The 23,993-nt window shown below is 53.0% G+C and carries 23 protein-coding genes; 12 read left to right on the top strand and 11 right to left on the bottom strand.

From position 1 onward, the window contains the following. Positions 1 to 115 precede the first annotated feature (115 nt). Positions 116 to 1,285, top strand: coding sequence for an iron-containing alcohol dehydrogenase (locus NOG13_RS06500; protein WP_283109767.1), 1,170 nt, complete (start codon positions 116 to 118; stop codon positions 1,283 to 1,285). 67 nt (positions 1,286 to 1,352) lie between these two features. On the opposite strand, the gene NOG13_RS06495 is transcribed toward NOG13_RS06500, so the two are convergent. Beyond that, positions 1,353 to 2,693, bottom strand: coding sequence for an APC family permease (locus NOG13_RS06495; protein ID WP_283109766.1), 1,341 nt, complete (start codon positions 2,691 to 2,693; stop codon positions 1,353 to 1,355). A 176-nt stretch (positions 2,694 to 2,869) separates the two neighbouring features. Continuing rightward, complete coding sequence (locus NOG13_RS06490; protein WP_283109765.1) at positions 2,870 to 3,658, bottom strand: polysaccharide deacetylase family protein; 789 nt, start codon at positions 3,656 to 3,658, stop codon at positions 2,870 to 2,872. 193 nt (positions 3,659 to 3,851) lie between these two features. Here NOG13_RS06490 and NOG13_RS06485 point away from each other — a divergent pair, with 193 nt between their 5' ends. Further along, positions 3,852 to 5,303 carry a S1C family serine protease gene (locus NOG13_RS06485; protein WP_283109764.1) on the top strand — a complete coding sequence of 484 codons (1,452 nt, stop codon included), beginning with the start codon at positions 3,852 to 3,854 and terminating at the stop codon, positions 5,301 to 5,303. Positions 5,304 to 5,354: 51 nt separating this feature from the next. Here the strand turns inward: NOG13_RS06485 and NOG13_RS06480 are convergent, their stop codons facing one another. The 4 genes from NOG13_RS06480 to NOG13_RS06465 are packed head-to-tail and all read right to left on the bottom strand — an operon-like array spanning position 5,355 to position 9,522. Then, complete coding sequence (locus tag NOG13_RS06480; protein WP_283109763.1) at positions 5,355 to 5,849, bottom strand: hypothetical protein; 495 nt, start codon at positions 5,847 to 5,849, stop codon at positions 5,355 to 5,357. A gap of 34 nt (positions 5,850 to 5,883) precedes the next feature. After that, positions 5,884 to 7,170, bottom strand: a complete 1,287-nt coding sequence (locus tag NOG13_RS06475; protein WP_283109762.1) for a competence/damage-inducible protein A — start codon at positions 7,168 to 7,170, stop codon at positions 5,884 to 5,886. Positions 7,171 to 7,175: 5 nt separating this feature from the next. After that, positions 7,176 to 8,351, bottom strand: coding sequence for a tRNA uracil 4-sulfurtransferase ThiI (gene thiI, locus NOG13_RS06470; protein WP_283109761.1), 1,176 nt, complete (start codon positions 8,349 to 8,351; stop codon positions 7,176 to 7,178). Positions 8,352 to 8,382: 31 nt separating this feature from the next. Beyond that, positions 8,383 to 9,522 (bottom strand): cysteine desulfurase family protein, encoded by a 1,140-nt coding sequence (locus NOG13_RS06465; RefSeq protein ID WP_283109760.1) that lies wholly within the window; start codon positions 9,520 to 9,522, stop codon positions 8,383 to 8,385. A 644-nt stretch (positions 9,523 to 10,166) separates the two neighbouring features. Between NOG13_RS06465 and NOG13_RS06460 the strand changes: the two genes are divergently transcribed. The 3 genes from NOG13_RS06460 to NOG13_RS06450 are packed head-to-tail and all read left to right on the top strand — an operon-like array spanning position 10,167 to position 13,525. Then, complete coding sequence (locus tag NOG13_RS06460) at positions 10,167 to 11,702, top strand: ABC transporter substrate-binding protein (protein ID WP_283109759.1); 1,536 nt, start codon at positions 10,167 to 10,169, stop codon at positions 11,700 to 11,702. Between the two features lie 30 nt (positions 11,703 to 11,732). Next, positions 11,733 to 12,686 (top strand): ABC transporter permease, encoded by a 954-nt coding sequence (locus tag NOG13_RS06455; RefSeq protein ID WP_283109758.1) that lies wholly within the window; start codon positions 11,733 to 11,735, stop codon positions 12,684 to 12,686. 20 nt (positions 12,687 to 12,706) lie between these two features. Continuing rightward, on the top strand, positions 12,707 to 13,525 hold the full coding sequence (locus NOG13_RS06450) for an ABC transporter permease (RefSeq protein ID WP_283109757.1): 819 nt from the start codon (positions 12,707 to 12,709) through the stop codon (positions 13,523 to 13,525). Here NOG13_RS06450 and NOG13_RS06445 read toward each other — a convergent pair whose 3' ends face one another. Both NOG13_RS06445 and NOG13_RS06440 read right to left on the bottom strand, forming a co-directional pair. Continuing rightward, positions 13,526 to 14,482, bottom strand: coding sequence for a glycosyltransferase family 2 protein (locus tag NOG13_RS06445; protein ID WP_283109756.1), 957 nt, complete (start codon positions 14,480 to 14,482; stop codon positions 13,526 to 13,528). Between the two features lie 19 nt (positions 14,483 to 14,501). Next, the gene (locus NOG13_RS06440; RefSeq protein ID WP_283109755.1) at positions 14,502 to 16,916 is read right to left on the bottom strand and encodes a YfhO family protein; all 2,415 of its coding nucleotides are present in this window, start codon (positions 16,914 to 16,916) and stop codon (positions 14,502 to 14,504) included. 172 nt (positions 16,917 to 17,088) lie between these two features. Here NOG13_RS06440 and yfbR point away from each other — a divergent pair, with 172 nt between their 5' ends. From yfbR to rsmI, 7 genes are all read left to right on the top strand, one after another. Further along, entirely contained in the window at positions 17,089 to 17,670 is a 582-nt protein-coding gene (yfbR, locus tag NOG13_RS06435) for a 5'-deoxynucleotidase (protein ID WP_283109754.1), read from the top strand. A 250-nt stretch (positions 17,671 to 17,920) separates the two neighbouring features. Further along, positions 17,921 to 18,244, top strand: coding sequence for a cyclic-di-AMP receptor (locus NOG13_RS06430; protein ID WP_283109753.1), 324 nt, complete (start codon positions 17,921 to 17,923; stop codon positions 18,242 to 18,244). Continuing rightward, the gene (locus NOG13_RS06425; protein ID WP_283109752.1) at positions 18,241 to 19,110 is read left to right on the top strand and encodes a DNA polymerase III subunit; all 870 of its coding nucleotides are present in this window, start codon (positions 18,241 to 18,243) and stop codon (positions 19,108 to 19,110) included. Before NOG13_RS06430 ends, NOG13_RS06425 begins: the two co-directional genes overlap by 4 nt. A gap of 13 nt (positions 19,111 to 19,123) precedes the next feature. Continuing rightward, complete coding sequence (locus NOG13_RS06420; protein WP_283109751.1) at positions 19,124 to 19,993, top strand: PSP1 domain-containing protein; 870 nt, start codon at positions 19,124 to 19,126, stop codon at positions 19,991 to 19,993. 79 nt (positions 19,994 to 20,072) lie between these two features. Continuing rightward, on the top strand, positions 20,073 to 20,243 hold the full coding sequence (locus NOG13_RS06415; RefSeq protein WP_283109750.1) for a DUF362 domain-containing protein: 171 nt from the start codon (positions 20,073 to 20,075) through the stop codon (positions 20,241 to 20,243). An 85-nt stretch (positions 20,244 to 20,328) separates the two neighbouring features. After that, positions 20,329 to 21,093 carry a tRNA1(Val) (adenine(37)-N6)-methyltransferase gene (locus tag NOG13_RS06410; protein ID WP_283109749.1) on the top strand — a complete coding sequence of 255 codons (765 nt, stop codon included), beginning with the start codon at positions 20,329 to 20,331 and terminating at the stop codon, positions 21,091 to 21,093. Beyond that, positions 21,090 to 21,920: a 16S rRNA (cytidine(1402)-2'-O)-methyltransferase gene (gene rsmI / locus NOG13_RS06405; RefSeq protein ID WP_283109748.1), complete on the top strand. Its 831-nt coding sequence runs from the start codon at positions 21,090 to 21,092 to the stop codon at positions 21,918 to 21,920. The genes NOG13_RS06410 and rsmI overlap by 4 nt, the downstream gene beginning before the upstream one ends. Positions 21,921 to 21,923: 3 nt before the next feature. Here rsmI and NOG13_RS06400 read toward each other — a convergent pair whose 3' ends face one another. From NOG13_RS06400 to NOG13_RS06390, 3 genes are all read right to left on the bottom strand, one after another. Then, on the bottom strand, positions 21,924 to 22,238 hold the full coding sequence (locus NOG13_RS06400) for a PadR family transcriptional regulator (RefSeq protein ID WP_283109747.1): 315 nt from the start codon (positions 22,236 to 22,238) through the stop codon (positions 21,924 to 21,926). Continuing rightward, a complete protein-coding gene (locus NOG13_RS06395) occupies positions 22,235 to 23,086 on the bottom strand; it encodes a DUF1700 domain-containing protein (protein ID WP_283109746.1) in 852 nt (283 codons plus the stop codon). The genes NOG13_RS06400 and NOG13_RS06395 overlap by 4 nt, the downstream gene beginning before the upstream one ends. A gap of 251 nt (positions 23,087 to 23,337) precedes the next feature. Then, positions 23,338 to 23,712, bottom strand: a complete 375-nt coding sequence (locus NOG13_RS06390) for a metal-dependent transcriptional regulator (RefSeq protein ID WP_283109745.1) — start codon at positions 23,710 to 23,712, stop codon at positions 23,338 to 23,340. Between the last annotated feature and the right edge of the window lie 281 nt (positions 23,713 to 23,993).

Here is a 23,993-nt window from a genome sequence, read left to right as displayed (position 1 = left end):
CAATATCCATCTTTTGTAAATGCGTTATCTCGAAAACCTATTTGCCCCGCGTCTTGACTTTTGTCTTGCGGAAAATTACCATGATGAAAATAAAAGTAGAATGGTGGGAAACATAATGGGCTTTCTGATGTACATTCCCACGCGAATTCTTTTCGGCGCGGGGCAACTGGACAATCTGCACGAACAAAAAATGCCCGGGAAAAAGGCGATGCTGGTGATTTCCGGCGGAAAATCCGTGCGGGAGAATGGTTACCTTGCACGCACAGAGGAACAGCTACGGCTTGCGGGAGTAGAATACGCTGTATTCGATCAAGTGCAAACGAATCCGCTGAAGTCAACGGTGATGGCCGGCGCGGCATTTGCACGGGAAAACGGCTGCGATTTCGTCGTGGCGCTTGGCGGCGGAAGCTGTATCGACGCGGCCAAAGCGATTGCGCTGATGGCGGTCAATCCCGGGGATTACTGGGACTACATTCCTTCCGGCAGCGGCAAAGGAAAGCCTATCGAGAAACGGCCTCTTCCGGTGGTAGCGATTACGACAACGGCGGGGACCGGCTCTGAAACGGACGCCGGAACGGTCGTTACCAACGAGGAGACGCACGAAAAAATCGGATTCGGCATGGATGAGATGTACCCGGTTATTGCGGTTGTGGATCCGGAACTGATGCGTACCGTGCCGCCGGCACTCACAGCATATCAAGGATTTGACGCGCTGTTTCACAGCGTGGAAGGGTACATTTCCAAGGCAGCCAACCCGATGAGCGATATGCTTGCGATTACCGCCATTGAGAACATCGGGCGTAATCTGGCGGATGCCGTTCGGAACGGGGACAATCTGGACGCACGGGAAAAGGTCGCGTTCGGCAGTACGCTTTCCGGTATGGTTATGTGTGTGGGCGCCTGCACAAGCCAGCACGCGCTGGAGCACGCCATGTCGGCCTATCACCAGAATCTCCCGCACGGTGCAGGGCTCATTATGGTGAGCCGCGCTTATTTCACGCATTTCGTCGAAGCGCATGTCTGCGACGGGCGGTTTGTCCGCATGGCGCAGGCGATGGGCGCAACCGACGCGAAAGAACCGATGGATTTTATCCGCGCGCTGGTTCGGCTCCAAGAAGAATGTGGTGTGGCGTCGCTGAAGATGTCCGATTACGGCATCAAGCCGGAGGAGTTCGGATCATTGGCTGACAATGCACGCAGCACGATGGGCGGCCTGTTTTGGTGCGACCGTCAGGAAATGGCGCGCGAGGACTGCATCGCCGTTTACCGCGATTCCTACCGTTAGAGGATATACATAAAAAAGGAGACGACAGCATATTGTCGTCTCCTTTATACGTTTATTGATTTTTGAATTACTTTGCGGCACTGCGACGCTTGTAGAAAAGCAGCGCGGCAACGAAAACGGCAATGCATACCAGAGCGTAGATGATGAAAAGACTGTTCTGCAGGCCGCCGGAAAGGATGAACAGCGAGCCGAGTGTGGCAATGATTGGAACAACCACACCGCGGAATATGCTCTTGATTTTGCCTTCGCGGTAGAGGCGGAACACCGCATAGTATAGGACAATGTAGAACAGGTAGCTCATGACAATGGAGATTTCGGAAACGTCCGAATTCGGGAGAAGATTGAACTGAACGGTAACAATGTGAATGACTGTCCAGAAAAGCATGATGGCATAGCAGAACACCGCGGAGCGGACCGGCATCTTCCATTTTTCATTGATTTTATCCAGCTTGTCAGCCAGCGGGAACATTTTTCTGCCGTGCAGCGCCATCGCGTAGGGCAGGCGAATATATCCGAGAATAATGCCGTTTGACGTACCCATTACGGCCAGAATGACGGCAACCAAGATTAATTGGCCGCCGATACCGCCGAAAAGCTGCTGGGCAATCACATCCACGTGAGCATCCTGCAGTTTGATGATTTCTTGCGGGTCGAGCAGTTTCGTAACGCCGATAAAGTATGCAACATACGTGATGAGAATAATCAGCGGAGAGATAATCAGCGCTCTGGGCAGATTCTTTTTGGAATTGCGGATTTCCGGAGCAATCGTTGTGGAGATAATCCATCCGTCAAACGAGAATGCCACCGGCCCGATTGCCGCTAGCCATGAGCCGCCGATCAGCGTGCTTTTGGAAACGCTTTGCAGCCCTTGAATCGGGTTGCCGAAGAAGATGCCGGCAATGGCGATGATGATGAGCGGAATCATCTTGCAGACCATGGTGAATCTCTGGAATCCTCCGCCGATTCGCGCCGAAATGGCATTCACGATAAAATCAATGGTGTAGAAGAGGAAGCCAATCAGCATCTGATTCCAGAACGTGCCGGGCCATCCGAACAAGATGCAGGTGTAAATGCCAACAACCCAGGAAACCACAACCGCAATGGTTGGGTAGTAGACGAAGATTTGAAACCAGCCCATGCCGCATGCGGCTTTTTCACTGACAAATTCTTCATAGTAGGCAATGATTCCGCCGGGGTTGTCGGTGCGGGAGGCAAGCTCGCTCATGGAGAGCCCGCCGAAAATGATGCTTGTGGCGCTGAGCACAAAGACCAGCACACCGAGCCAAACGGAACCTCCGGTTGCCACGAGAATATTATCGCTTTTGAAGAAGATACCAGATCCAATGCAGATTCCAACGATCATTGCGATGGTCGTAAACAGGCCATACACTTTTTTGCTTTCGTTCATCCTTTTTCTCCTCATTAATTTAAAACTCGTTCGCTTTACCGCTGTAAACTGATGCGTACATGAAACAAACGTATTAAAATTGTACGACAAAAACAGCAAACATTCAATAAAAATCTGTTTTCCAATCAATAATAAGGAAAAGCCGCAGCCCATTTCGGAAGGACTGCGGCCTGTTGTTACAGCTTGTATGTATGCCCGGGGAGAAGCTCGGTGACTTTTCCGTTGATTTCTGCCCAGACGGAAACAGCGGTGGGGTTGTAAACCATTGTTTCGTCAGCGGTGTAAACTAGGCTGCGTACTGCGGAGAGGTAACGCTTAATCTGAAGGTTCGTTGCATACCAGATTTCGTCCCTGCCGGAGACCTTTTTGCAGAAATCCTCAATGACTTCCCAGTTGTTCTGGCGAGCAAACTCGAAGCTGTGCCCCCATACATAGAACAGCGGCAGCTTAAAGAAGTCCGGCCAATTCAAAAATGTGTCTGCCCGTTTGGAAAGGTCCTCGTTGTGGTGGCAGGTTGGGTTCCATGTCATGAAACGTGCGGGAACTTGGAAACCGTGGTGGCTTTCTACCGTTCTGCAATACTCAATTCCGAGAGATTCCAGAGTGGAGATGATGTCTTCGGAGTAATCGCCGAACGGATAGGAAAAGCCTACAACCGGATATTCTGCCAGCTCTTCGAGGCAGCGGCGGTCTTTCCAGATTTCATTAATCATCTGCTCTTTGGAAAGCTGCGTGAAATAAGGATGAGTCGCGCTGTGGCACGCAATTTCATGGCCGGCATACAGGGTGCGGACTTCCTTCTTCGTGATAAAACCTTCATGGTCCAGCACTGCGGAATTCAAATGGAACGTTGCTTTGACCTGATAGCGATTAAAAATCTCTACCAGTTTGCGGTCGAAAATCTGGCCGTCGTCGTAACTGAAAGTAAGAGCTTTTTTTCGCCCTTCGGGATATAGAATCTGCATTTTCGAAACCTCCTTGCAACTAAAACTATCACGGATTATCTCCCTCGTCAAGGAAATTTGTACTAAAAAAATTACCGCCTCCTTGTTCATATTTATTTTAGATTTTATTCAAAAAATTCTTATCGAAGCATCATACCTTTTTCACAGAAACCGAGCATAATATTACCAGACAAAACAGAGAGGGTGTTTGAGCATGGCTGACTACAATGATAAGAGAATAAATGAGGATCAGAACAACAGCACATCGGAGTATCAAGGAGGATCCGTGTGGAACGGGAACTCCTACCACGGCTATACCCCGCCGAGAGGGACGCAGTACACTTACAGTACCGGATCTTCTGACAGCTCCCAGTCCACGCCACCGGAGCACAGCCAGACGTATGTTCCATACGGCAGCAATTACAGCCCATACCCAACCGAGAAACCGAAAAAAGTGAGAAAAGGCGTTGTCAAGAAAGTGTTGCTCGGTGTGTTGGCATGCTTGGTTGTTTCGGCAGGCTCCATCGCGGGGTTCGCACACCTCATTAACAGCGGCGTGATTCGTATTCAACAAAGCGGTTCCGGCCCTGCCTTCACCATCGTTAAGAACAGCGCAAGCAACAAGGCCGTAACAAACACAGAGGTGACGACCGGAGAGTTGACTAAGCAGCAGGTAGCAGAAAAAGTTCTGCCCTCTGTTGTTTGCATAGAAAACTACGGTGCCACTTCTCAGCAATCAAGAAGAAACTCAGACCGGTTCGGTTTTGGCGATGATGAAGATGAGTATGAGGATGATTACACGGATGGTTCCGACAGCGATGTTTCTCCGACCAGCGAAGGCAGCGGCATCATCATGTCGTCCGACGGATATATCATTACCAACGCACACGTTGTTTCCGGCGCGAAATCGCTGAAGGTCGTTACCTATGACGGAAAGACATATTCCGCAAAGCTCATCGGCAGCGACAACATTACCGACCTTGCCCTCATCAAGGTCGATGCAACCGGCCTCAAAGCGGCGGAATTCGGCTCCAGCAGCGACATGAAAGTTGCCGATACGGTAATGGCCATCGGCAACCCGGGCGGCCTTGAGTTCAACTCCAGCGTTACGGTGGGTTATGTTTCTGCGCTGAACCGCGAAATCACCAATTCCGAAACCGGCTACACCATGAAGTGCATCCAGACGGATGCGGCCATCAACCCCGGCAACTCCGGCGGTGCTCTTGTCAATATGCGCGGCCAGGTCATTGGCATCAATTCCTCCAAGATTGTTGCAACGGGCTATGAAGGCCTCGGTTTCGCCATCCCCATCGACACGGCTCAGCCGATTATCACCCAGCTCAAAGAATACGGCTATGTGAAAGACCGCGCGATGCTCGGCATTACGGGAACTTATATTGACGCCATGACAGCACGCTTCTACGGGCTTGAAAGCGGACTGTATGTTTACTCCATTAACAGCGAGTATATCAGCGCGGCAGGGATCCAGAGGAGCGACGTCATCACAAAGATTGACGGAAAACCCATTACGAGCATGAACTCCGTTGCCAACGCCATTGCCTCGAAAAAACCCGGCGATACGGTAACGCTCACGGTTTCCCGCGCATCAACGGGAAAGACCTTCACCGTTCAGGTGAAACTCGTTCAGGCAACCGGAAAATCATAAAAGGGACAAAGAAAATCTCCGGAGCATGACTCCGGAGATTTTTGTTTTTCTTTATGTATGTTCAGCCTTTTCCATGCAGTCTGCAATCAGCTTCGCGTAATCCGGATGTTCCACCTTCGGAAAATCACCCGTCAAGCCGAACTTGCGTTTCAGGCGCTGGAACATAGGCTTTGCCATTTTCAGAATTTCGTAGGGATCGTCGGGAAGGAGAATGATGGCCTGCGTTGCACTTTCCACCAGATACCCCGTTTTTTCCGCACCCGGAAGGCGCATAATTCCGCGCGGTTCCCCGTCGGGCCCGGGCGGAACGTGCAGCATATTGAAAATCGGTCCGGCGCAGTCGGGACGTTTTCCCTGCGCGGAGCCAACGACAAACACCATCGGGTATTGCCGCAGCAGACGCGCAAGCGCACCTCCGAGTGCTTCCTTTTTCACGCAGAAGCGGGCTTCCGGCACTTCAAGGCCGAAATACCCTGCAGAACGCCTCAGAACACGCTGGCAGGAGGATGTTCTGCGGGAGAGATAAAAGAGCAGTCCGGCTTTCATGTTTCAAGTTTCCCCTTTCCCAGATTCCTCTGTGTCACTTCCCGCTTTTTTCGCGTGAGTAGGCGGCGTTTTCGATGCCGCCGAGGTTCAGCACTCTGCGGCGCACCATGTCGAGCGCGTTCGATGCGGCGAGGAAGCGAATATAGCCGCGGCCTTTGTTGCAGCCGATGTTCCTCATTTCACGCACCCAAACGTCTTTGCCGTCGCTGAGAGCAAGATATACCAAACCAACGGGTTTTTCCGGAGTACCGCCGCCGGGGCCTGCGATTCCGGTGATGCCGATGCCCAAATCCGAGCCGGAGACATTTCGGACGCCCTGCGCCATGAGCCTAGCTACCTGCGGGCTGACGGCTCCGTACTTTGCCAGCACGTCTTCCGGAACGCCCAGAAGCTTCGTCTTAATCTCGTTTGCGTAGGTTACGGCGCCCATGTGGAAAACCTCGGAGGAGCCGGGAATGTCGGTAATGCGCTTTGCCACCAGACCGCCGGTGCAGGATTCCGCCGTGGCAAGCGTCAGATGCTTCTCTGCGAGCAGATGCACAACGGCTTCTTCCAGACTGTCCACATCAACACCGTAGCAGAATTCGCCGAGACGCTGTTTTAAGTCCTCGACGACAGGCTCGCACAGCTCGGCGGCCTTTTCCTCGTTTTCAGCACGCGCCGTCACCCGCACGAACATTTCGGCGTCTTTCGCGTAGGTTGCGCACGTCGGGTTGGATTTTTCGCACAAATCGGCAATCTGCTCCGCGACGTAGCCTTCTCCGAGACCGAACACGCGGACAATGCGCGACACAATCGCGCCGCCGTTTATCGCTTTCAGAAGGAACGGAATCGCGTGGTTTTTGAGCATGGGAATCAGTTCGGACGGAGGCCCGGGCAGCATGACGACGAGCTTCCCGTTTTCCGAGCGGAATCCGCAGCCGGGCGCCGTGCCGACGCTGTTTGGAAATACGGTGCAGCCTTCGGGCAGCATGGCCTGCTTTTTCTGGGTTGGGCTGAGCAGCCTGCCTTTGAAGTATTCTTCAATGTGGTCCATGCTGGCTTTATCCATGACCAGCTTCTTGCCGGCGCAGGCCGCGACGGTCTCCTTCGTCAGGTCATCGCCGGTGGGGCCGAGGCCTCCCGTGGTGATGACGATGTCGCTCCGCTTCAGAGCGGTTTCCACGGCGTCTTTCAGGCGGCCAGGGTTGTCGCCGACCGTGCACGCAAACAAAAGGTTAATTCCGACGGGTGCAAGCTCGCGGGCGACAAACGAGGCGTCTGTATTGACGGTGTGGCCGAGCAAAAGTTCGGTGCCGACGGAAATGATTTCAGCGTTCATATTTCTCACCGATTCGGATGAATTTTTGTGATTTTCACGCGGGAGAGACAATCCTCAAGCAGAGCGTCCACGTCCAGTGCTTCCTCCGCCCTTTTCACGAATTTCAGGACCGGGCGGGTGCGAGGATGGCGCGGGGTGAAGACGGTGCAGCAGTCTTCGTAGGGAAGGATGGAAAGCTCAAAGGTGTCGATGCGGTGTGCCAGGTCGATGATTTCCACCTTATCCATGCCGATGAGCGGGCGGAATACCGGCATCGTTGCGACCTCGTCGGTGCAGACAATGGCTTGCAGCGTCTGGCTTGCCACCTGGCCGAGGCTTTCGCCTGTGATGAGAGCCCCGCAGCCTTCACGCTCGGCAATCTTCTGGGCGGCGCGCATCATAAACCGCCGCATGATGATGGTGAACAGTTCTTCGGGGCATTTTGCCATGATTTCTTCCTGTACTTTTGCAAACGGAACGGTGAACATCGTCATGCGTCCCGCGTATTCACTGACGCGGCAGAGCAGGTCGACCACTTTCTGTTCGGCGCGCTCGCTCGTGTACGGCGGGCTGGCGAAGTGAATGGCGGTTAGCTCCACGCCGCGGCGCGCCATCATCCATGCGGCAACCGGGCTGTCAATGCCGCCGCTGATGAGAATGGCTGCTTTTCCGCCGGTTCCTACCGGGATACCGCCGGCGCCGCGCTTGGCGTTTCCATGCACATACGCAGCATAGTCGCGGATTTCCACGCGTACCGTGTAATCCGGATTGTTGACGTCTACTTGCAGATTCGGGAAGCGTTCGAGGAGAAATGCCCCGACCTCGGCGCAGATCTGCGGCGAGTTGAGCGGGAACTTCTTGTCGGAACGCTTGCACTCCACCTTGAAAGTCTTTGCAGACGAAAGCTCCTTATGCAGGTATTCCGCGGCGGATTCGCAGATGGCCGTCATATCCTTCTGCGTTTCGCAGGCGCGGGAATACGTGGCAATGCCGAAGATTTTGGCGATGCGTTCCTCCGCGTCCGCAATGTCGGCGCCGTCGCGCGGAGTTACATAAATGGTGGATTGAATTTCACGCACATCGAAACCGCCGAGCGGTTCAATTCTCCGCCGGATATTTTTCAGTAGAACATCTTCAAAGCTGCGGCGGTTCAGTCCCTTGAGGACGACCTCGCCGAGCTTGATTAGAATGACCTCTTTCATCGGTTCCTCCCTGTTGTTGTGGAATTTATCATCATAGCGGGCGCTTTGTAATGGTCGCAAGACCTTCTTTAAGCGCGCGGATGAATTCTTTTGCTTCTTCTTCGGTGTTGTAGCGGCTGAAGCTCAGCCGAAGTGCGGAGGCGATGCGTTCGCGCGGCAGGCCCATGGCTTGCAGCACATGACTTTCGTGCCCCTTGGAGCAGGCCGACCCGGAGGAAACATAGATTCCTCGGTCGGAAAGGAAGTGCAGCATGGTTTCGGCGCGCACGCCGCCCGCTGAAAAGTTCAGAATATACGGCAGCGCGTCCTCAGGGGAGTTGACGGTGACTCCGTCAATTTTGGAAAGTTCCTCCCGCAGAAGGCTATTTAGCTTCTTCATCGCGGAAAGTTCCGCCTGTGTGTCGGGGAGAGCCTTCACGGCGGCGCCGAATGCGGCAATCAGCGGCATGCTTTCGGTGCCGGGGCGCAGGTTCTTCTCCTGACCTCCGCCGTAGGTGAGCGACTCAATGTGTACGCCTTTGCGCACATACAAGGCTCCGACGCCCTTCGGACCGTGAATCTTGTGCGCGCTGACGCTCATCAGGTCAACGCGGAGCTTCTGCACGCGAAGCGGCAGCTTTCCGAAGGCCTGTACCGCGTCAATGTGAAGCAGGGCAGGTGCCTTTGCTTCTTCAATTGCATCGGCCGCAGCCTCAACGGGCAGAATGCTGCCTACTTCATTGTTCACGCGCATCATGCTGACAAGAATCGTGTCAGACGTTACGGCCTTGCGCACATCTTCGGGGTCGATTTTTCCCCACATATCCGGTTTTAGCCGAACGACTTCAAAACCCTCCTGCTCCAGCTTCTTCATCGCGTTTAACACAGACGGGTGTTCAATCTGCGTTGTTACAATGCGGTTGCCGCGCTTCCGGCGCGCGTGCGCTGCACCGAACAGAGCGATGTTGTTACTCTCTGTTCCGCCCGAAGTAAAATAGATTTCCTCCGGTTTTGCACCGAGCTGTGCGGCAACGGCTTCACGCGCCGCGCGAAGCTCCTGCTCGGCACGAAAGCCCATCGTGTGAAGCGAAGAAGGGTTTCCGTAATTCTGTGTCATCATCTCTAACGCTTTTTGCGCTGCTTCTTCGCAGACTCGCGTTGTGGCGGAATTGTCAAAATATATTTCTGCCAACGGACAAAGCCCCCTGTTACTCATAAGGATATGCCGTTTTCGGATAAATTTGCGGAAACGGACAAAAGCTCACTTTATTATACACCATTTTGAGAATAGAGTGGAAATCGGGGGGAGAATTCTGTGAATTTTAATTGCGAAAATCCGAATAAACAGGTTGACAAATATTTCACAAGCGAGTATGATAACAATAAGAAAACGGGAAAGGACAGCATGCATTGACGAAGAAGGAGAGAAGAGGTGCATGACAGGTTCATGTGCAAAATGGCGCTCCTCCGCTTTGCATGGCGCTTTCTTTGGCAGAATTGCGGCCGCGGTGCCGCCCAGTATTCCAGACTGATTTTCTGGTATCATGTCTGCCGTAATAGAAAAACCGCATTCCGGGTCTTCAACCATTTTCCACGTATTCGCCGCGGGCGTGGAAAAGGGCTCGATTCGGAGTGCGGTTTTTTTAATCGGTATGGATATTTCGTTTTGGCGGCTTATGGATGAAACGGGGCTGCAGCGGCGTCACGCTCCGCGCAGGCGGAGACAAAGCAGCCTACGGAAAATTATGAGCGAAAAATTGTAAAAGCCGCCGTGCGGAATGGACAAGAGAAGCTTTTTACCGTTTTACCATAATTTTTGAAAGGCTGGAATTTCAATTGAAACATCGTTTTGTAAAACAATTCCTATCTGCCTCAGTAGCCGTTGCCGTTTTATTCTCTCTTGCGGCTTGCTCAAACACCAATGACTTATCTTCCGGTTCCCAGACGAGTAACGGAAAAGGCGGAACATTTGTATATGGCGTGCAGACGCAGCCGAGCCATCTCGACCCGTACCTCGCGACTTCCGCCGATACGCGCATGATTCTTTTCAATATTTTTGAGGGGCTTGTTAAGCCGGACAAAGACGGCAATCTGCGCCCTGCCGTTGCCGAGAAAAGCTCGATTTCCGCAGATGCGTTGACCTACACGTTTCAGCTCCGCAAAGGAGTGAAATTCCAGAACGGAGAGGACGTTACCGCAGAAGACGTAAAATATTCGCTCGAAACCGCAGCCGGCCTTTCGGGCGGCAAAGTGCTGGTCGCCGAACTGGAGAATATCCGCTCGGTCGAAATTGCCGATTCGTCCACCATAAAAATTCATCTGAAAAATCCGGACCCCGATTTTCTGCCATACCTCACGACGGCGATTGTGCCGAAGGGATATGACAAGCAGGATACCTCTCCAATCGGAACGGGGCCGTACAGCTTTGTATCTTATACGCCGCAGCAGTCGCTTGTTCTGAAAAAGAATCCTTACTATTGGCAGAAGGGACTGCCGTATTTGGATACCGTGACTTTCAAGCTGGAGTCGGATTCCAACACGCTGCTGACCGATTTGCAAAGCGGCAGCGTCGACGGGGCAGCCGTTGCCAACAACGTAGCGTCGCAGCTTTCCGGCGATTTCAACATAATTGCTACCAACTCTAATTCGGTGCAGATGCTTGCCCTCAACAATAAGGCGGAGCCGTTTAATAAAGTTGAAGTCCGTCAGGCTGTCAGCTATGCAATCGACCCCGACGCCATTATCGAGACGGTGGATTTCGGTAAAGGCGTCCGCTGCGGAACACCGGTGATTCCGGGCCTCAAAAAGTATTTCGATTCGTCGCTGACCCACGCCTATGACCGCAATGTGCAGAAAGCAAAGCAGCTGCTGGCGCAGGCGGGCTTGGCAGGTGGCTTTGATATGACCATCACCGTCCCGTCCAACTACACCGTCCATGTTGACACGGCGCAGGTTATCGTAAACCAGCTCAAAGAAGTCGGAATCCGCGCACAGATTAAACAGGTCGACTTTGCAACGTGGCTCAGCAAAGCCTACCAGAACCGCGAATATCAGGCGACTATCATTTCCGTAGACGGCGCTACGCTTTCGCCGAAAAGCTATTTGGGCCGCTATGTCTCCGGAAACGCAAAGAACTTTATCAATTATTCCAGTGCAGCCTACGACGACCTGTACCGTCAGGCGACGGAAGAAAAAGACGAGACAAAACGCATTGAACTGTATAAAAAGGCTCAGCAGCAGCTTTCCAAAGATGCCGCAAGCGTGTTTTTGCAGGATATTTCTAACATCAATGTGTTCCGGAAGGAATTTTCGGGATTCGTTTCCTACCCGCTGTATGTTTTCGATGCTTCTTCCATCAAAGCTGCTGGGTGAAGCAATGGTTGGTGGAAAGGTGGGATTTCCATGAAGACCGCTGCATACTGCTTCCAAAAGCTACTCGGCATTTTGATTACGATGTTTCTCGTAACGGTTCTGACGTTCTTGGCGTTCAATCTGATTCCGGGCGACCCTGCGCAGTTGATTCTCGGCACGGAGGCCACGCCGCAGAGCCTTGCGGAGCTTCACGCCAGACTGGGGCTTGATAAAAGCCTGCCGGTCCGCTATTTGAGCTGGCTCGGCGGACTTCTGAGCGGCGATATGGGTATATCGCTGCAGTATTCCAAACCGGTTTCGGCGCTCATTTTTGAGCGATTGCCGGTTACGGCGTGGCTCGCGGGGCTTGCGCTGGTGTTTATTTTGCTGCTTTCGTTCCCGGCCGGCGTGTTGTCCGCAAAAAGCAGCCGGTCGTTTTTGGGTCGGCTCCTCGACTCGCTCACCGTTCTGAATCTGGCGCTGCCGAATTTCTTTATCGGGATTCTTTGCATCTGGGTGCTCGGTCTTGTCTTACATATCTTTACACCCGGCGCTTATGTCGATTACCGTCAGAATTTTCAGGGCTTTCTGCGCTATTTGATTTTTCCGGCGCTTGCCATTGCGCTGCCGAATGCCGCGGTGATTGCGAAATTCCTGCGCACTTCCATTTTGGCAGAAAAAAACAGCGGCTATGTAGCCACTGCAAAAAGCAAAGGACTCTCGGACAATGCCATCCTTCTAAAGCATGTGCTGAAAAACGCTTTGATTCCCGCGATTACGCTCTTTGGAATGATAATCGCCGAGGTTTTTTCCGGCAGTATCCTGATTGAACAGGTATACAGCCTTCCCGGCATTGGGCGGCTTTTGATTTCTGCTGTGAACTCGCGCGATTTCCCTTTGATGGAGTCGCTTGTTGTTTACATAGCGTTTCTTGTCACCGTTGCCAATTTCGCGGCTGACCTGCTGAAGCGGGCGGCTGACCCGAGAATGAAGAGCGAACCTTGAAGGGAGGCAGCGGAAAATTCATGAAAAATACTCGAGAATTCCGTTTTCGGCTCGGCGCTGCCATCATCGCCATCATGGTTCTGCTTGCCGTCGTCAGCCTGTTTTACACGCCGTATGACCCGTATGCGATGAACACGGCACAGCGGTTTCTGCCGCCCTCCCTGTCACACTGGTTCGGCACCGACCAGTTCGGGCGCGATAATTTCAGCCGCGCCATTACCGGCGCAAGATATTCTCTGCTGGCTGCAACGGCTACCGTTGCCCTGAGCGCGGCAATCGGCATCACAATCGGCCTTTTCACCGGGTATTTGGGTGGAGTGCTGGAAGCTGTCATCATGCGCTTGACCGATGCGCTGGCCTCTTTTCCGGGCGTACTGTTGGCGCTCGTGGCCGTTACGGTCTACGGTGCAGGAAAGTTTACCATAGTGCCGGCGCTGGCGATTGCATTTCTGCCGGGGTATATCCGAATTGCGAGGAGCGGCGCGCAGCAGATGAAAAACAGGGAATATGTCCAAGCGGCGCGTGTCTGCGGTGTTTCGACCCGGCGCATCCTCTACCGGCATATCCTTCCGAATATCCTGCCGTCTATCATACCTGCTGTCATTGTCGGCCTTTCCAACGCCATTCTCGCGGAATCCGGCATGAGCTATCTCGGACTCGGCATCCAGCCGCCTGCGCCGAGCTGGGGCCGGATGCTTGCCGAGGGACAGGCATATCTTTTGAAAGCTCCGTGGGAATCTCTCTCCGCCGGATTCATGATTGTTCTGGCTGTTCTTGGGTTCAATAATCTCGGGGAAAATCTTCCGGCACTTTACGGGCCGGAAGATGCGGACACATGATTATTTTTCCTTCTCCGGCAAATTAAGCGACTGCTCAATCAGGAAGCGCGGGCGAGCTTTGACTTCTGCGTAGATTTTGCCAATGTAGGTGCCCATGACACCCATGCAAAGAAGCAGAATACCGCCGAGCAGCCACAGCGACCAAATGCCGATAATCCATGCTGCCGCGCCGTGGGCGCAGTGCGCGATGAGCGACCAGATGACACCAACAAGGCTGACCAACGAAATTGCTGCGCCGAGGCCGAATATCAGCTGGAGCGGCTTTACGCTGAAGGACGTAATGCCGTCCACTGCGAAGGAAATCATCTTTTTAAGCGGGTACTTCGATTCCCCGGCGAAACGCTCGTGGCGGTCATAGTAAACGACATCGCTCTTAAAGCCGATGAGCGGAACAAGGCCGCGCAGGAACAGGTTTACCTCGCGGTATTCACTCAGCGCATCAAGCGCGCGGCGGCTCATCAGGCGGTAGTCTGCGTGGTTGTAGACGACATTGACGCCGAGCTTCTCCATGAACCGGTAAAAGCCGACGGCTGTTGTGCGCTTAAAGAATGTGTCCGACTCGCGCTTATTGCGCACGCCGTAAACAACGTCGCAGCCGTCGATGAATTTCTGCACGAACTCGTCCAGAACATCTACATCGTCCTGAAGGTCGGCGTCAAGGCTCACGACGCAGTCGGCGTATTTGCGTGCGGTCATCAGACCGGCAAGCAGCGCGTTTTGGTGGCCGCGGTTGTGCGCCAGCTTGATTCCGGCAACAAGTTCGTTTTCGGCGCAGAATTTGGAGATCAGTTCCCAGGTTGCGTCACGGCTGCCGTCGTCAACGAAAAGCATGCGGCTGCCCTTGTCGGCAAGGCCGGCGTTCAGCATTTTGTTCAGCTTATCCGTCAGCCGGCTGACGGTTTCGGGAAGAACTTTTTCTTCGTTGTAGCAGGGAATGACTAAATAAACGACAGGCATTTTGAATGACCTCCCAAATTTATTGTACTTCGTCGGTTTGTCGAACAGGGTCTTGCTCGATTTGCCCTTTTCTGCGGCCTGTTGGCTTGGTGAAATACCAGTAGAAAAGCAAGAGGGCAATTCCGCCTGCGGAAACAGCTGCGCCGAGTTTCAGTCCCGGTGTCTGATAAGTAAAGTGAATGACCGAGGTTCCCGCCGGAACTTCTACGGACATAAAGCCGACGTTGGACTTGATGATATCCACCTTTTTGCCGTTGACTTCAGCACTCCAGCCGTTTTCATACGGAACACTGAAGAAGACGATGCGCGAAGTGTTTGAATTGAATTTCGCGGTGAATCCGCTGCTGTCGTACTCGAACGAGGAGCAGGAAGTTGCTTTTCGGGCGAGGCAGTCTTTGTAATATTCCTCTTCTGTGTAGGACTGCGTGTCCAGGTCGAGATGTTTCAGTGTGCTTCCATACCGGAAAATGTCGGAGTCCTCGAGAACAATCGCCTTTAGCAGAAGCAAGTGCCGTTCGGCCTGATTGGTCGAGTCGTATTCGGAACGGGTGATGTAATAGTCATAGCTGAAGCCCATGGGAATGTAGTAATCGTTTTGGTAGACGGTGCAGCCATTCTGCGTATCGTAATAGCTCCACCCCGGCATGACGCCCTTGCCCGTCGAATCGGTAAACGACTGGTTGGAATTGCTTGGGCAGAACAGCCAGCGGCAGCTTGTCAGTCCGCGCAGACCGTAAACGCTGGTGTCCGGGCGCGAGGCAACGTCGCGCTGTACGCCGATGGTTGGGTAGAACTCCATGACGGAGCCGGGGACAATGCTGTGGAAGCACTGGATAGTCGGTTTCTGCCAGAACATCGCTTGGTTGTCCATGCCGTCGTAAACGTCGACACGGCTAAACTGATCGCTGTCCGGTAGATGAATGTCGGCCCCTTTGTTCAGAGAATAGGGAATAATCCAGTGGTGCGTGTCATCGCTTTGCGTTTTGCCGAGCGCAATGAAATAGGCGGAGTAGATCACGCTCACAAGCGCGATGCCGAGCATGCAGGAGCTCAGGAATTTGCGCCTGTTGCGCTGGTAATACTGGAATACCATCACGAGCAGCGCCAAGCTGAGCAGAGCAACCGCAACATAAGCCCAGAAGCGGGTTGGGTAATCTTCCAGTCCAAAGGATAACTTCTTCTCTGCTGTGTCCGTATCGGAGACGGAGCGAGGCATCAATCCGATGGGAAGCGCAATGCCAAGTGTTATGCCAAGCGTCCAGTGGATCGCGCGCCTCCAGTCGACGTCTGCATATTGCAGGCAGGCGATGGTGGCAAGAGACATCATCAGCGTGAGCATATAGTACCAGCGAGCGTAATACGCCATGTTGAAAAGCTGGAAGGCGGCGTTGAGGACCGGCACGCCTGCCATGAGGAAAAGGATGAGAAGCATTGTTTTCAGCCAATGCTTCTTTTTGTACTGCAGGAACGCAATGACCCCGCTCATGCTGAACAGCGGCAGCCACGCGCCGAGAGATGCCCATTTCGCCTCGGAGTTCGGGGTGAAATTCGGCCTTGCCGGAATGTCCGGCGGGAAGAAGAAACACTCCAAAATGTGCAGGTAGCGCTGGTTATAGTCGTAGAGAAGCGCTCCCCAGCCGTTCGGCGGGTCGGAAATGCGCGGATTTTGCAAAACGGCCAGAATTGTCGGAATCAGAAGCAGGCAGGAGCACAGCACGCCGATGACGGATTCGCAGAACAGAAGCAGGAAGTCTTTCATTGTGATTGTCCAGCTTCCGGAAAGCATCCTCACAGTCCAGTAAATCAGGAGGAAAACAACCTGTCCAACAAAGAAGTAATAGTTGACGGTGCAGCAGAGGAAAACCGTAATTGCGAACGTGCAGCGCCGCCGCTCATACATGTATTCGTCCAGTGCCCAGAGCATGAGCGGGAAGAAGATGATTGCTTCGTGGAAATGGTTAAAGAAGATATTGTAGACGGAAAAACCGGAAAACGCGTAGAGCATGGCTCCGATGATGGCATAATCCGGGTGTTTGGCGTACCGTTCCAGGTAAACGTATGAGGTAAGGGTCGCGCAGCCGAACTTGAGAATCAGAAGCGGGCCCATCAGGTGCGGCACCATCCAGCTCGGGAACGGAATGGTCAGCCAGAAAAACGGGCTGCCAAGCAGGTAGAACGTATAAGAACCGATGAAATTGGCTCCAAGGTCGGTTTTCCAGTTCCAGCCCCATTCTCCATTGCGTATGGAATCATGGCACATCTGGTAGAACGGAACCTGCTGAACATTAAAATCTCCGTAAAAGAGAAAGTAGCCTTGGTCAAAAATGATAAACGGAATAAAAAACAGGAACGCAACACCAAGTCCATAGAAAAAGGCTTTTCGCCGGTAAAAGCCGGGTGTGCTGCTGTCCCTCAGGATGTGTAACGGCACCACTGCCTCGCCCCCAACTTGGATAATAAATTCATTATAGCATAAGAACTTTTAGGAAAAAAACATAAAACGATGAAATTTTTATGATAACCTTGAAATCTTCGTAACTTCCTTTATGATGAGAAAAGAATATTGTGCAAGACGTAGTTTTTGCGCGGGGAAGGGGAAATGAATTATGCACCATTTTTTTGCCATGCTCTCAAGAATGAAATACATCAACCGCTGGGGCCTGATGCGGAATACCAGAAATGAGAACCTCTGCGAACACAGCTTTGAAACAGCGGTTATTGCTCACGCGCTTGCCGTGCTGCGCAACAAGCGATTCGGCGGCCATGTGGATGAGCAGCGGGCTGCTCTGCTTGCCTTGTTCCATGATTCCACGGAAATCATCACCGGCGATATGCCGACCCCGGTGAAGTACTTCAGCCCGAAAATCCGCTCCGCTTACGGCGAGGTTGAAAACGTGGCGCGCGAAAAGCTCCTCGCGCTTCTTCCGGAGGATTTGCGCCCTACATATCGCTCCCTTCTCGGGAAACCGGAGGAAAGCGACCGGGAACTTCTGCCGCTTGTGAAAGCGGCAGACAAAATTTCCGCCGTCATCAAGTGCGTGGAGGAACAGAGAATGGGAAACCACGAATTTGCAGACGCCGAAACTGCGCTGCGGGAATCCATAAAAAAGATGAATCTTCCGGAAGCGGACTGCTTTGTGGAAGAATTTCTGCCGTCTTACAGCCTAACGCTCGATGAGCAGAAGTAATTTCTGGAAAAGTCTGTGCCTGTTCCTTGACAAAGCACCTATACGCCGAAGAAACGGCGTGCCCGTAACCGCCCACGAGGGTTGCTATGCGGTTTTTGTCCAGCAAAGTACTTCACGCGCAAAATACGGACTTTTTGCGCAGGTATGGCTTTTTTATGCTCGAAGTGTTAAAATAACGAGTGAAACCGGCATATATATTTTGAAAGCATACTAGCGGCCCCAAATCTGACGGCGTGGGAGGAGTTCCAGTATGAAACTTGTCATGGCAGTTGTCAGCAGTGATGACAGCAGCAGTGTGGCTGAAGCATTAACGAAAGACGGTTTTTCCGTTACCAAGCTAGCCACCACAGGAGGATTCCTGAAATCCGGGAACACGACATTCATTGTCGGAACAGACGATGACAAAGTTGACCAGGTAATTGACATTATCGCGAAGCAAAGCCGTCGGCGTTCCCAGCTTGTGCCGAATACCACAACGATGGATATGGGAATGTATTCTGCCTACCCGGTTGAAGTGACGGTGGGCGGCTCTACGATTTTTGTGCTCAATGTGGAGCGGTTTGAGAAAGTATGAGCATACAGTTCAGCGGTCCGGAAGGCGGCGCACAGATCCAGAAGGACCTTTCCTTTGCCTTCTCGGAGGAAAGGTTTCCCCATGCCGTCCTTCTGGAAGGAGAACCCGGTAGCGGAACGGACAGGCTTGCGGCAACGCTGGCACAGGCAGCCGTATGCCTTTCGCACGGCAAAAAGCCGTGCGGCGTCTGCACTGGCTGCGAAAAGGCCGCGGCGGGTTCTCATCCCGATATTTTTACCGTAGACGGCGACGCGAATCCGCGCGCTTTTCCGGTGGATACCATCCGGCAGATTCGGTCTGACGCATACGTTCGTCCGAATGAAGCACCCCGCAGAGTATTCGTTCTGCTCGGTGCGCAGAATATGTCTGAAATCTCTCAGAATGCGCTGCTTAAAATTCTGGAGGAGCCGCCGCAGAATGTGCTTTTTATCCTTACGGCGGTAAGTGCCGCGGCGCTGCTGCCGACGATTCGTTCCCGCGTGCAGATTTTTTCCGCCGCGGGCAGCAGCATGCCGGACGATTGGGAGCTTGCCGAGAAGATTGCACGAGCCGTTCTTGCCCCGACAGAGGCGGAACTTGTGTTTGGAGCATCCGGCCTAGTAGGCGACCGCGAGACATTCCGCGGAGTGCTTCGGCAGCTTTCGATGTTGTTCCGTGACGCGCTGGCAGCCCGTTCCGGCGGAACGGTGCTGCTTTCGGGCAGGGAACAGACGGTTTCATTCTTGAGCAGCGGCCTGACGCGTCTTAGTTTGATGCGGATGCTCGAGGAAACGGAGAAGGCGCAGGCCGCATTAGAACAGAATGCTAATACCGCCCTGCTCGCTGCAGATTACTGCGCGCGGCTCAGCACGGCGGCAGGACGATAAAGGGAGGCCAGATATGGCAGAAGTCGTAGGCGTACGTTTTAAAAACGTAGGCAAAGTTTATTATTTTGACCCTGACGGCAATCAGCTGAAAAAGGGCGACCAGGTAATCGTAGAAACCTCGCGCGGCGTCGAATGCGGCGAAGTAGCCATGGAGAACCGCACAGTCAGCGATGAAGAGATTGTGCAGCCTCTCAAAAAGCTGATTCGCATTGCGACGGCGGACGACCTTAAACGTGTGGAGGAGAACCACAAAAAAGAAAAAAACGCGTTTCAGATCTGCCTGCGCAAAATCGCGGCTCACAAGCTGGAAATGAAGCTTGTCGATGTCGAATATACGTTTGATAATTCCAAAATCCTGTTTTACTTTACGGCGGACGGACGCGTGGACTTCCGAGAATTGGTCAAGGACCTTGCTTCCGTGTTCCGCACCCGCATCGAACTGCGCCAGATCGGCGTGAGGGACGAAGCAAAGATGCTCGGCGGGCTTGGCGTCTGCGGCCGCCCGTTCTGCTGCTCGACATTCCTCGGGGGATTTCAGCCTGTTTCCATCAAGATGGCAAAAGAGCAGGGGCTTTCCCTGAATCCGGTTAAAATTTCCGGAATCTGCGGCAGGCTTATGTGCTGCCTGAAATATGAGCAGAACAGCTATTCTGAGATGTTGCGCCTCGTGCCGCCGGTGAATTCCATCGTCATGACGCCCCGAGGAAAAGGAACGGTTACTGAGCAGGACGTGCTCAAGGGCCTTGTAAAGGTGAAGCTGGATACCCCATCTCTTGAGGGAGATTGCCAGTACCACTACAGTGAAATTAAAGTGCTCAAGAGCGGCAAGGCATCTGCTGTTAAGCAGGAGAGCGAGCTGCTCGAACAGCTGGAGAAAGTATAGAGCGGGAAATTATTTTGTTGCAATTTCACGGTTTTATGGTACAATGATTAGGAAATCTACGAGATGGAGGTGTCCCTGAATGGCTTACGCAATTAGCGATGATTGCATTTCCTGCGGTGCATGCGCAGGCGAGTGCCCGGTTGGAGCTATTTCCGAAGGAGACGGCAAATTCGAGATCGATCCTGATAAGTGCACAGAGTGCGGTTCATGTGCTGCTGTGTGCCCGGTTGGCGCACCTAAACAGGCTTGATGCAATCAATACATGCAGGCGGAGCGCAGAGGCGCCCCGCCTTTTCTCTTTCTCGCGATAAATTTCATGGAAGGATCGGTAAAACATGAACGAAACCTCGGCTGTCTCTCTGCGTGAAGGCGAGCGGCTGGAACCGCTTTCAAAACACACATCGGTCATTGTTGGCAACGGCTGCGCCTTCAATACGGATACGATTCTGCTGGCGGACTTTTCTATGCCGAAAAAAGGGGAACGGTGTGCGGATTTCGGCACGGGATGCGGAACGATTCCGCTGCTTTGGTGCACCAGGTCAAATCCCGGGCAGGTGTGGGCGGCCGAGATTCAGCCGGGCGCATGTGAAATGGCCCGGCGCTCCGTTCGGTTCAACGGCTTTCAGGACATCATCCACGTTTCCGAGGGGGATTTCCGCACCCTGCGCTCCCGGGAAAATATCCCCGCAGGTTCGCTCGACCTCATTGCCTGCAACCCGCCCTACAAGGAAGCAGGGACAGGCTGCCTAAGTGCGACCGAAGAAGAACGAATTGCCCGGCACGAGACGGTGTGCAGATTTTCGGATATCGCCAAAGCCGCGTCGGAGCTTCTGCGCTGGGGCGGCAGATTCTGCTGTTGCATGCGTCCGGAGCGCCTGTGCGGAACGCTTCTTACTCTGCGCGAAGCGGGCCTGGAACCGAAGCGGATACGCTTCGTGCAGCAAAGAACAACATCGGCGCCGTTCCTGTTTTTGCTGCAGGCAAACCGAGGGGGAAAACCCGGCATGACCGTCGCGCCGACCTTGCTAATCGAGGAAAACGGCGGCTTTTCGGAAGAGATGCTTCGGATATACGGGGATTACAAGGAGGGAAGAACATGAGCGGAAAACTGGTTCTCGTCGGAACGCCCATCGGCAACCTGTCTGATTTTTCTCCACGTGCAATCGAGGCACTGTCGCAGGCAGATTTCATTGCAGCGGAGGATACGCGGGTGACCATGAAGCTCCTGAATCATTTCGGCATCAAGAAGCCACTTGTGAGTTATTATGAGCACAACAAAACGGAACGCGGTCCGGTTCTTTGCAAGCGGATGGAAAACGGCGAAACCTGCGCACTGGTCACAGACGCGGGTATGCCTGCCATTTCGGACCCCGGAGAGCTGCTCGTGAAGCAATGCGCGGAGCGCGGCATCCCCGTGACCGTGGTACCCGGGCCGAGCGCCGTGGTTACGGCGCTGGCGGTATCTGGCCTGCCGACCGGCCGGTTCACGTTTGAAGGCTTTTTGAGCGTAAATAAAAAGAACCGCCGTAAACATCTCGAAGAAATTCGAGACGAACGGCGGACGATGGTGTTTTATGAAGCGCCGCATAAGCTGGCGGCAACGCTTGCCGACCTGCTGGCGGTACTGGGGAACCGCCGCATTGCACTGGTGCGCGAGCTGACGAAAATCCATGAGGAGGTCATTCGCACAACGCTGGCGGAAGCGGCGGAACGGTATGCGGACGGCAGCGCCCGTGGCGAATTCGTGCTTGTGGTGGAAGGCGCAGAGAAGAAGGACGAGCCAAAGTCGGAAGAAGACGCCGTGGCGCTCGCACGCAGCTACCTTGCAGAAGGCCTGTCCGCCTCCGAGGCGGCAAAGCGTGCAGCTTCGGAAACCGGCAGGAAAAAAGGAGAAATTTACCGCGAACTTATCCGCAGCGCAGAATAGTTTTCAGGTGATGCCGAGCTTTTCCGCTGCGCTGCGAACGGCGTTCCATTCCTCCGTAAGCTCACGGAGTGCGGCTCTGCCGCGTTCGGTGATTCGGTAATATTTCCGCTGCGGGCCGCCGGATTCGCCATCCCCTATTCGGACAGCGGTGCTGCCATCCGCGTTGAGGCGCCGCAGAACGGCATAAACGGTGCTGCGGTCCATACCGGGAAAAACGCTGCCGATGACATTCAGAATCTCGTAACCGTACGATTCTTTTTTTGCCACCTCATGCAGAATGCATAGCTCGAGAATACCCTTTTTCATTTGCCCGCTCATGATTTTGCCCTCCGCAATAAGACGATTTTTTCAATCGCCCACCACACTGCCGCTGCTGCGAGGTTCGGTAGAATTGCCCACAGGAAGCATGACGCGATACGTGCGGTCATGCTGCTGGCAGTAGCCTCAGCGTCAGTAAAACTAAGAACACGTATAAAATTCAAAATTAATGTCAGAAGCGCCGTGTCGCAGAATAAAAACCAGTATGCCTTTGTGTGGCCGTTAATTGCGTAGATGAAGAGAAGAACGATGGAGGCCAAAAGAATCAGTACGCCGATTCTGGCAGCCCATGCCGCTGCAATCGGGTAGTACCAAGCAATTTCGATTGGCGGTACCGTTTTGTAGCAATAGTAGATTAGCCAGGCAAGGGAAACCGCAAGTGGCACAGCAAGAATAAGGTGTACCCGCGGAACCCATTTCATTTTCTTCACTGAGGAATATCCCCGGCGAAGCCATAAGGCGAGAACTCCCTCCAGAATCAGAGGCGTCAGCATCACAACCCAGAAATTTACAGGCCCATCCTGCGAAATGAGCTGAGACCTGGAGACGGTGAGATACCCTCTGAACGGCCACAGAACCACCACGAAAACAAGCACGGCAAGAATCGTGCAGACCACTGCCACTGTGTTTTTTCGGCCGCTGGGGTTTTCTGCACATTCGTCTTTGAGTTCCCGGGCTGCCTGCTCCGGCGGACCGAATTCTGCACAGAGTTCTTCTTCGCTCTTGCCTTCTGCAATGCCTGTGGCGAAGAATTCCTCATAGTCCGCAAGAATATCTCGGACTTGCTGTTCTCGGTATTTTTTTCGGAGAGCGGTTTCCAGTTGACTGAGGTAGGTTACTCTGTCCATATCATTCACTCCGTTTCTGCAGCGGATTCCCGCAAGGCCCGGTTCCTATCGGCACCGCGGCCATAGGAAAGACCGCATGCACTATTGATTATAAATCACTTATCGACAGTATAGTACACTAGTGTGTAATAGTCAATAGTAAAATGACAAATTTTCCAAAAAATATTAAACTATTATGGCTGAAGTTGTGAAAAATCGGCACAAAAAACGAGCCGGCGCTAAAAGCGGCCGGCTCGGGAAAATTCAGGGATTCAGTTATTCAAAAAGGCTGCAGCGTGTTCTTTTAGTTTTTCAAAAGTTTCGTCACTTAAATCATGTTCCATTTTGCAGGCATCTGCAGCGGCAGTTTTTTCGTCAACACCGAGTTTAACAAGAAATTTCGTCAGCAGCTTGTGACGGTCATAGATGCGCTCCGCAACCGCCAATCCGCGTTCTGTCAACGTAATATAGCCGTCGCTGTCCATATTGATATATCCGCTTTCCCGCAGATGCTTCATGGCAATGCTGATGCTCGGCTTCGAGAAACCCGTCTCATTCACAATGTCAATGGAACGGACAGCTCCGTTTCTCTCTTTCAGCATCAGAATTGCTTCCAGGTAATCTTCGGCTGATTTGTGAATTTGCATAACAGCTCCCTCCTGTGGCGGGCTTTCCAATAAGATTATCACAAAACGGAACAATAGGCAAGTTTGTGCGGACCAGCTGCCTGTATCGCTTTTTGCAGGCTCCGGTTTTCGAGTGCTTTCTGTCGGTTCACCATGGTAGGGAATTTCTTGGGGAAATTTGAGCGAGAACTTGACAAAAAGAGCAAAATATTAGTATATATAAATATTAGTATATATTTATTTTATAATGATAATTATGAAAACACAAGAAAAGGATCTCAACGTACCTACATAGAAAGGAC

The organism is Thermocaproicibacter melissae (assembly GCF_024498295.1).
Lineage (GTDB): Bacteria > Bacillota > Clostridia > Oscillospirales > Acutalibacteraceae > Thermocaproicibacter > Thermocaproicibacter melissae.
The sequence above is the reverse complement of the archived record's forward strand: the minus strand, read 5'-3'. Positions and strand labels throughout refer to the sequence as shown.

Coding starts and splice junctions, on each gene's coding strand:
- NOG13_RS06500 (WP_283109767.1), top strand. CDS start 116: ATGGGCTTTCTGATGTACATTCCCACGCGAATTCTTTTCGGCGCGGGG.
- NOG13_RS06495 (WP_283109766.1), bottom strand. CDS start 2,693: ATGAACGAAAGCAAAAAAGTGTATGGCCTGTTTACGACCATCGCAATG.
- NOG13_RS06490 (WP_283109765.1), bottom strand. CDS start 3,658: ATGCAGATTCTATATCCCGAAGGGCGAAAAAAAGCTCTTACTTTCAGT.
- NOG13_RS06485 (WP_283109764.1), top strand. CDS start 3,852: ATGGCTGACTACAATGATAAGAGAATAAATGAGGATCAGAACAACAGC.
- NOG13_RS06480 (WP_283109763.1), bottom strand. CDS start 5,849: ATGAAAGCCGGACTGCTCTTTTATCTCTCCCGCAGAACATCCTCCTGC.
- NOG13_RS06475 (WP_283109762.1), bottom strand. CDS start 7,170: ATGAACGCTGAAATCATTTCCGTCGGCACCGAACTTTTGCTCGGCCAC.
- thiI (WP_283109761.1), bottom strand. CDS start 8,351: ATGAAAGAGGTCATTCTAATCAAGCTCGGCGAGGTCGTCCTCAAGGGA.
- NOG13_RS06455 (WP_283109758.1), top strand. CDS start 11,733: ATGAAGACCGCTGCATACTGCTTCCAAAAGCTACTCGGCATTTTGATT.
- NOG13_RS06450 (WP_283109757.1), top strand. CDS start 12,707: ATGAAAAATACTCGAGAATTCCGTTTTCGGCTCGGCGCTGCCATCATC.
- NOG13_RS06445 (WP_283109756.1), bottom strand. CDS start 14,482: ATGCCTGTCGTTTATTTAGTCATTCCCTGCTACAACGAAGAAAAAGTT.
- yfbR (WP_283109754.1), top strand. CDS start 17,089: ATGCACCATTTTTTTGCCATGCTCTCAAGAATGAAATACATCAACCGC.
- NOG13_RS06430 (WP_283109753.1), top strand. CDS start 17,921: ATGAAACTTGTCATGGCAGTTGTCAGCAGTGATGACAGCAGCAGTGTG.
- NOG13_RS06425 (WP_283109752.1), top strand. CDS start 18,241: ATGAGCATACAGTTCAGCGGTCCGGAAGGCGGCGCACAGATCCAGAAG.
- NOG13_RS06420 (WP_283109751.1), top strand. CDS start 19,124: ATGGCAGAAGTCGTAGGCGTACGTTTTAAAAACGTAGGCAAAGTTTAT.
- NOG13_RS06415 (WP_283109750.1), top strand. CDS start 20,073: ATGGCTTACGCAATTAGCGATGATTGCATTTCCTGCGGTGCATGCGCA.
- NOG13_RS06410 (WP_283109749.1), top strand. CDS start 20,329: ATGAACGAAACCTCGGCTGTCTCTCTGCGTGAAGGCGAGCGGCTGGAA.
- rsmI (WP_283109748.1), top strand. CDS start 21,090: ATGAGCGGAAAACTGGTTCTCGTCGGAACGCCCATCGGCAACCTGTCT.
- NOG13_RS06400 (WP_283109747.1), bottom strand. CDS start 22,238: ATGAGCGGGCAAATGAAAAAGGGTATTCTCGAGCTATGCATTCTGCAT.
- NOG13_RS06395 (WP_283109746.1), bottom strand. CDS start 23,086: ATGGACAGAGTAACCTACCTCAGTCAACTGGAAACCGCTCTCCGAAAA.
- NOG13_RS06390 (WP_283109745.1), bottom strand. CDS start 23,712: ATGCAAATTCACAAATCAGCCGAAGATTACCTGGAAGCAATTCTGATG.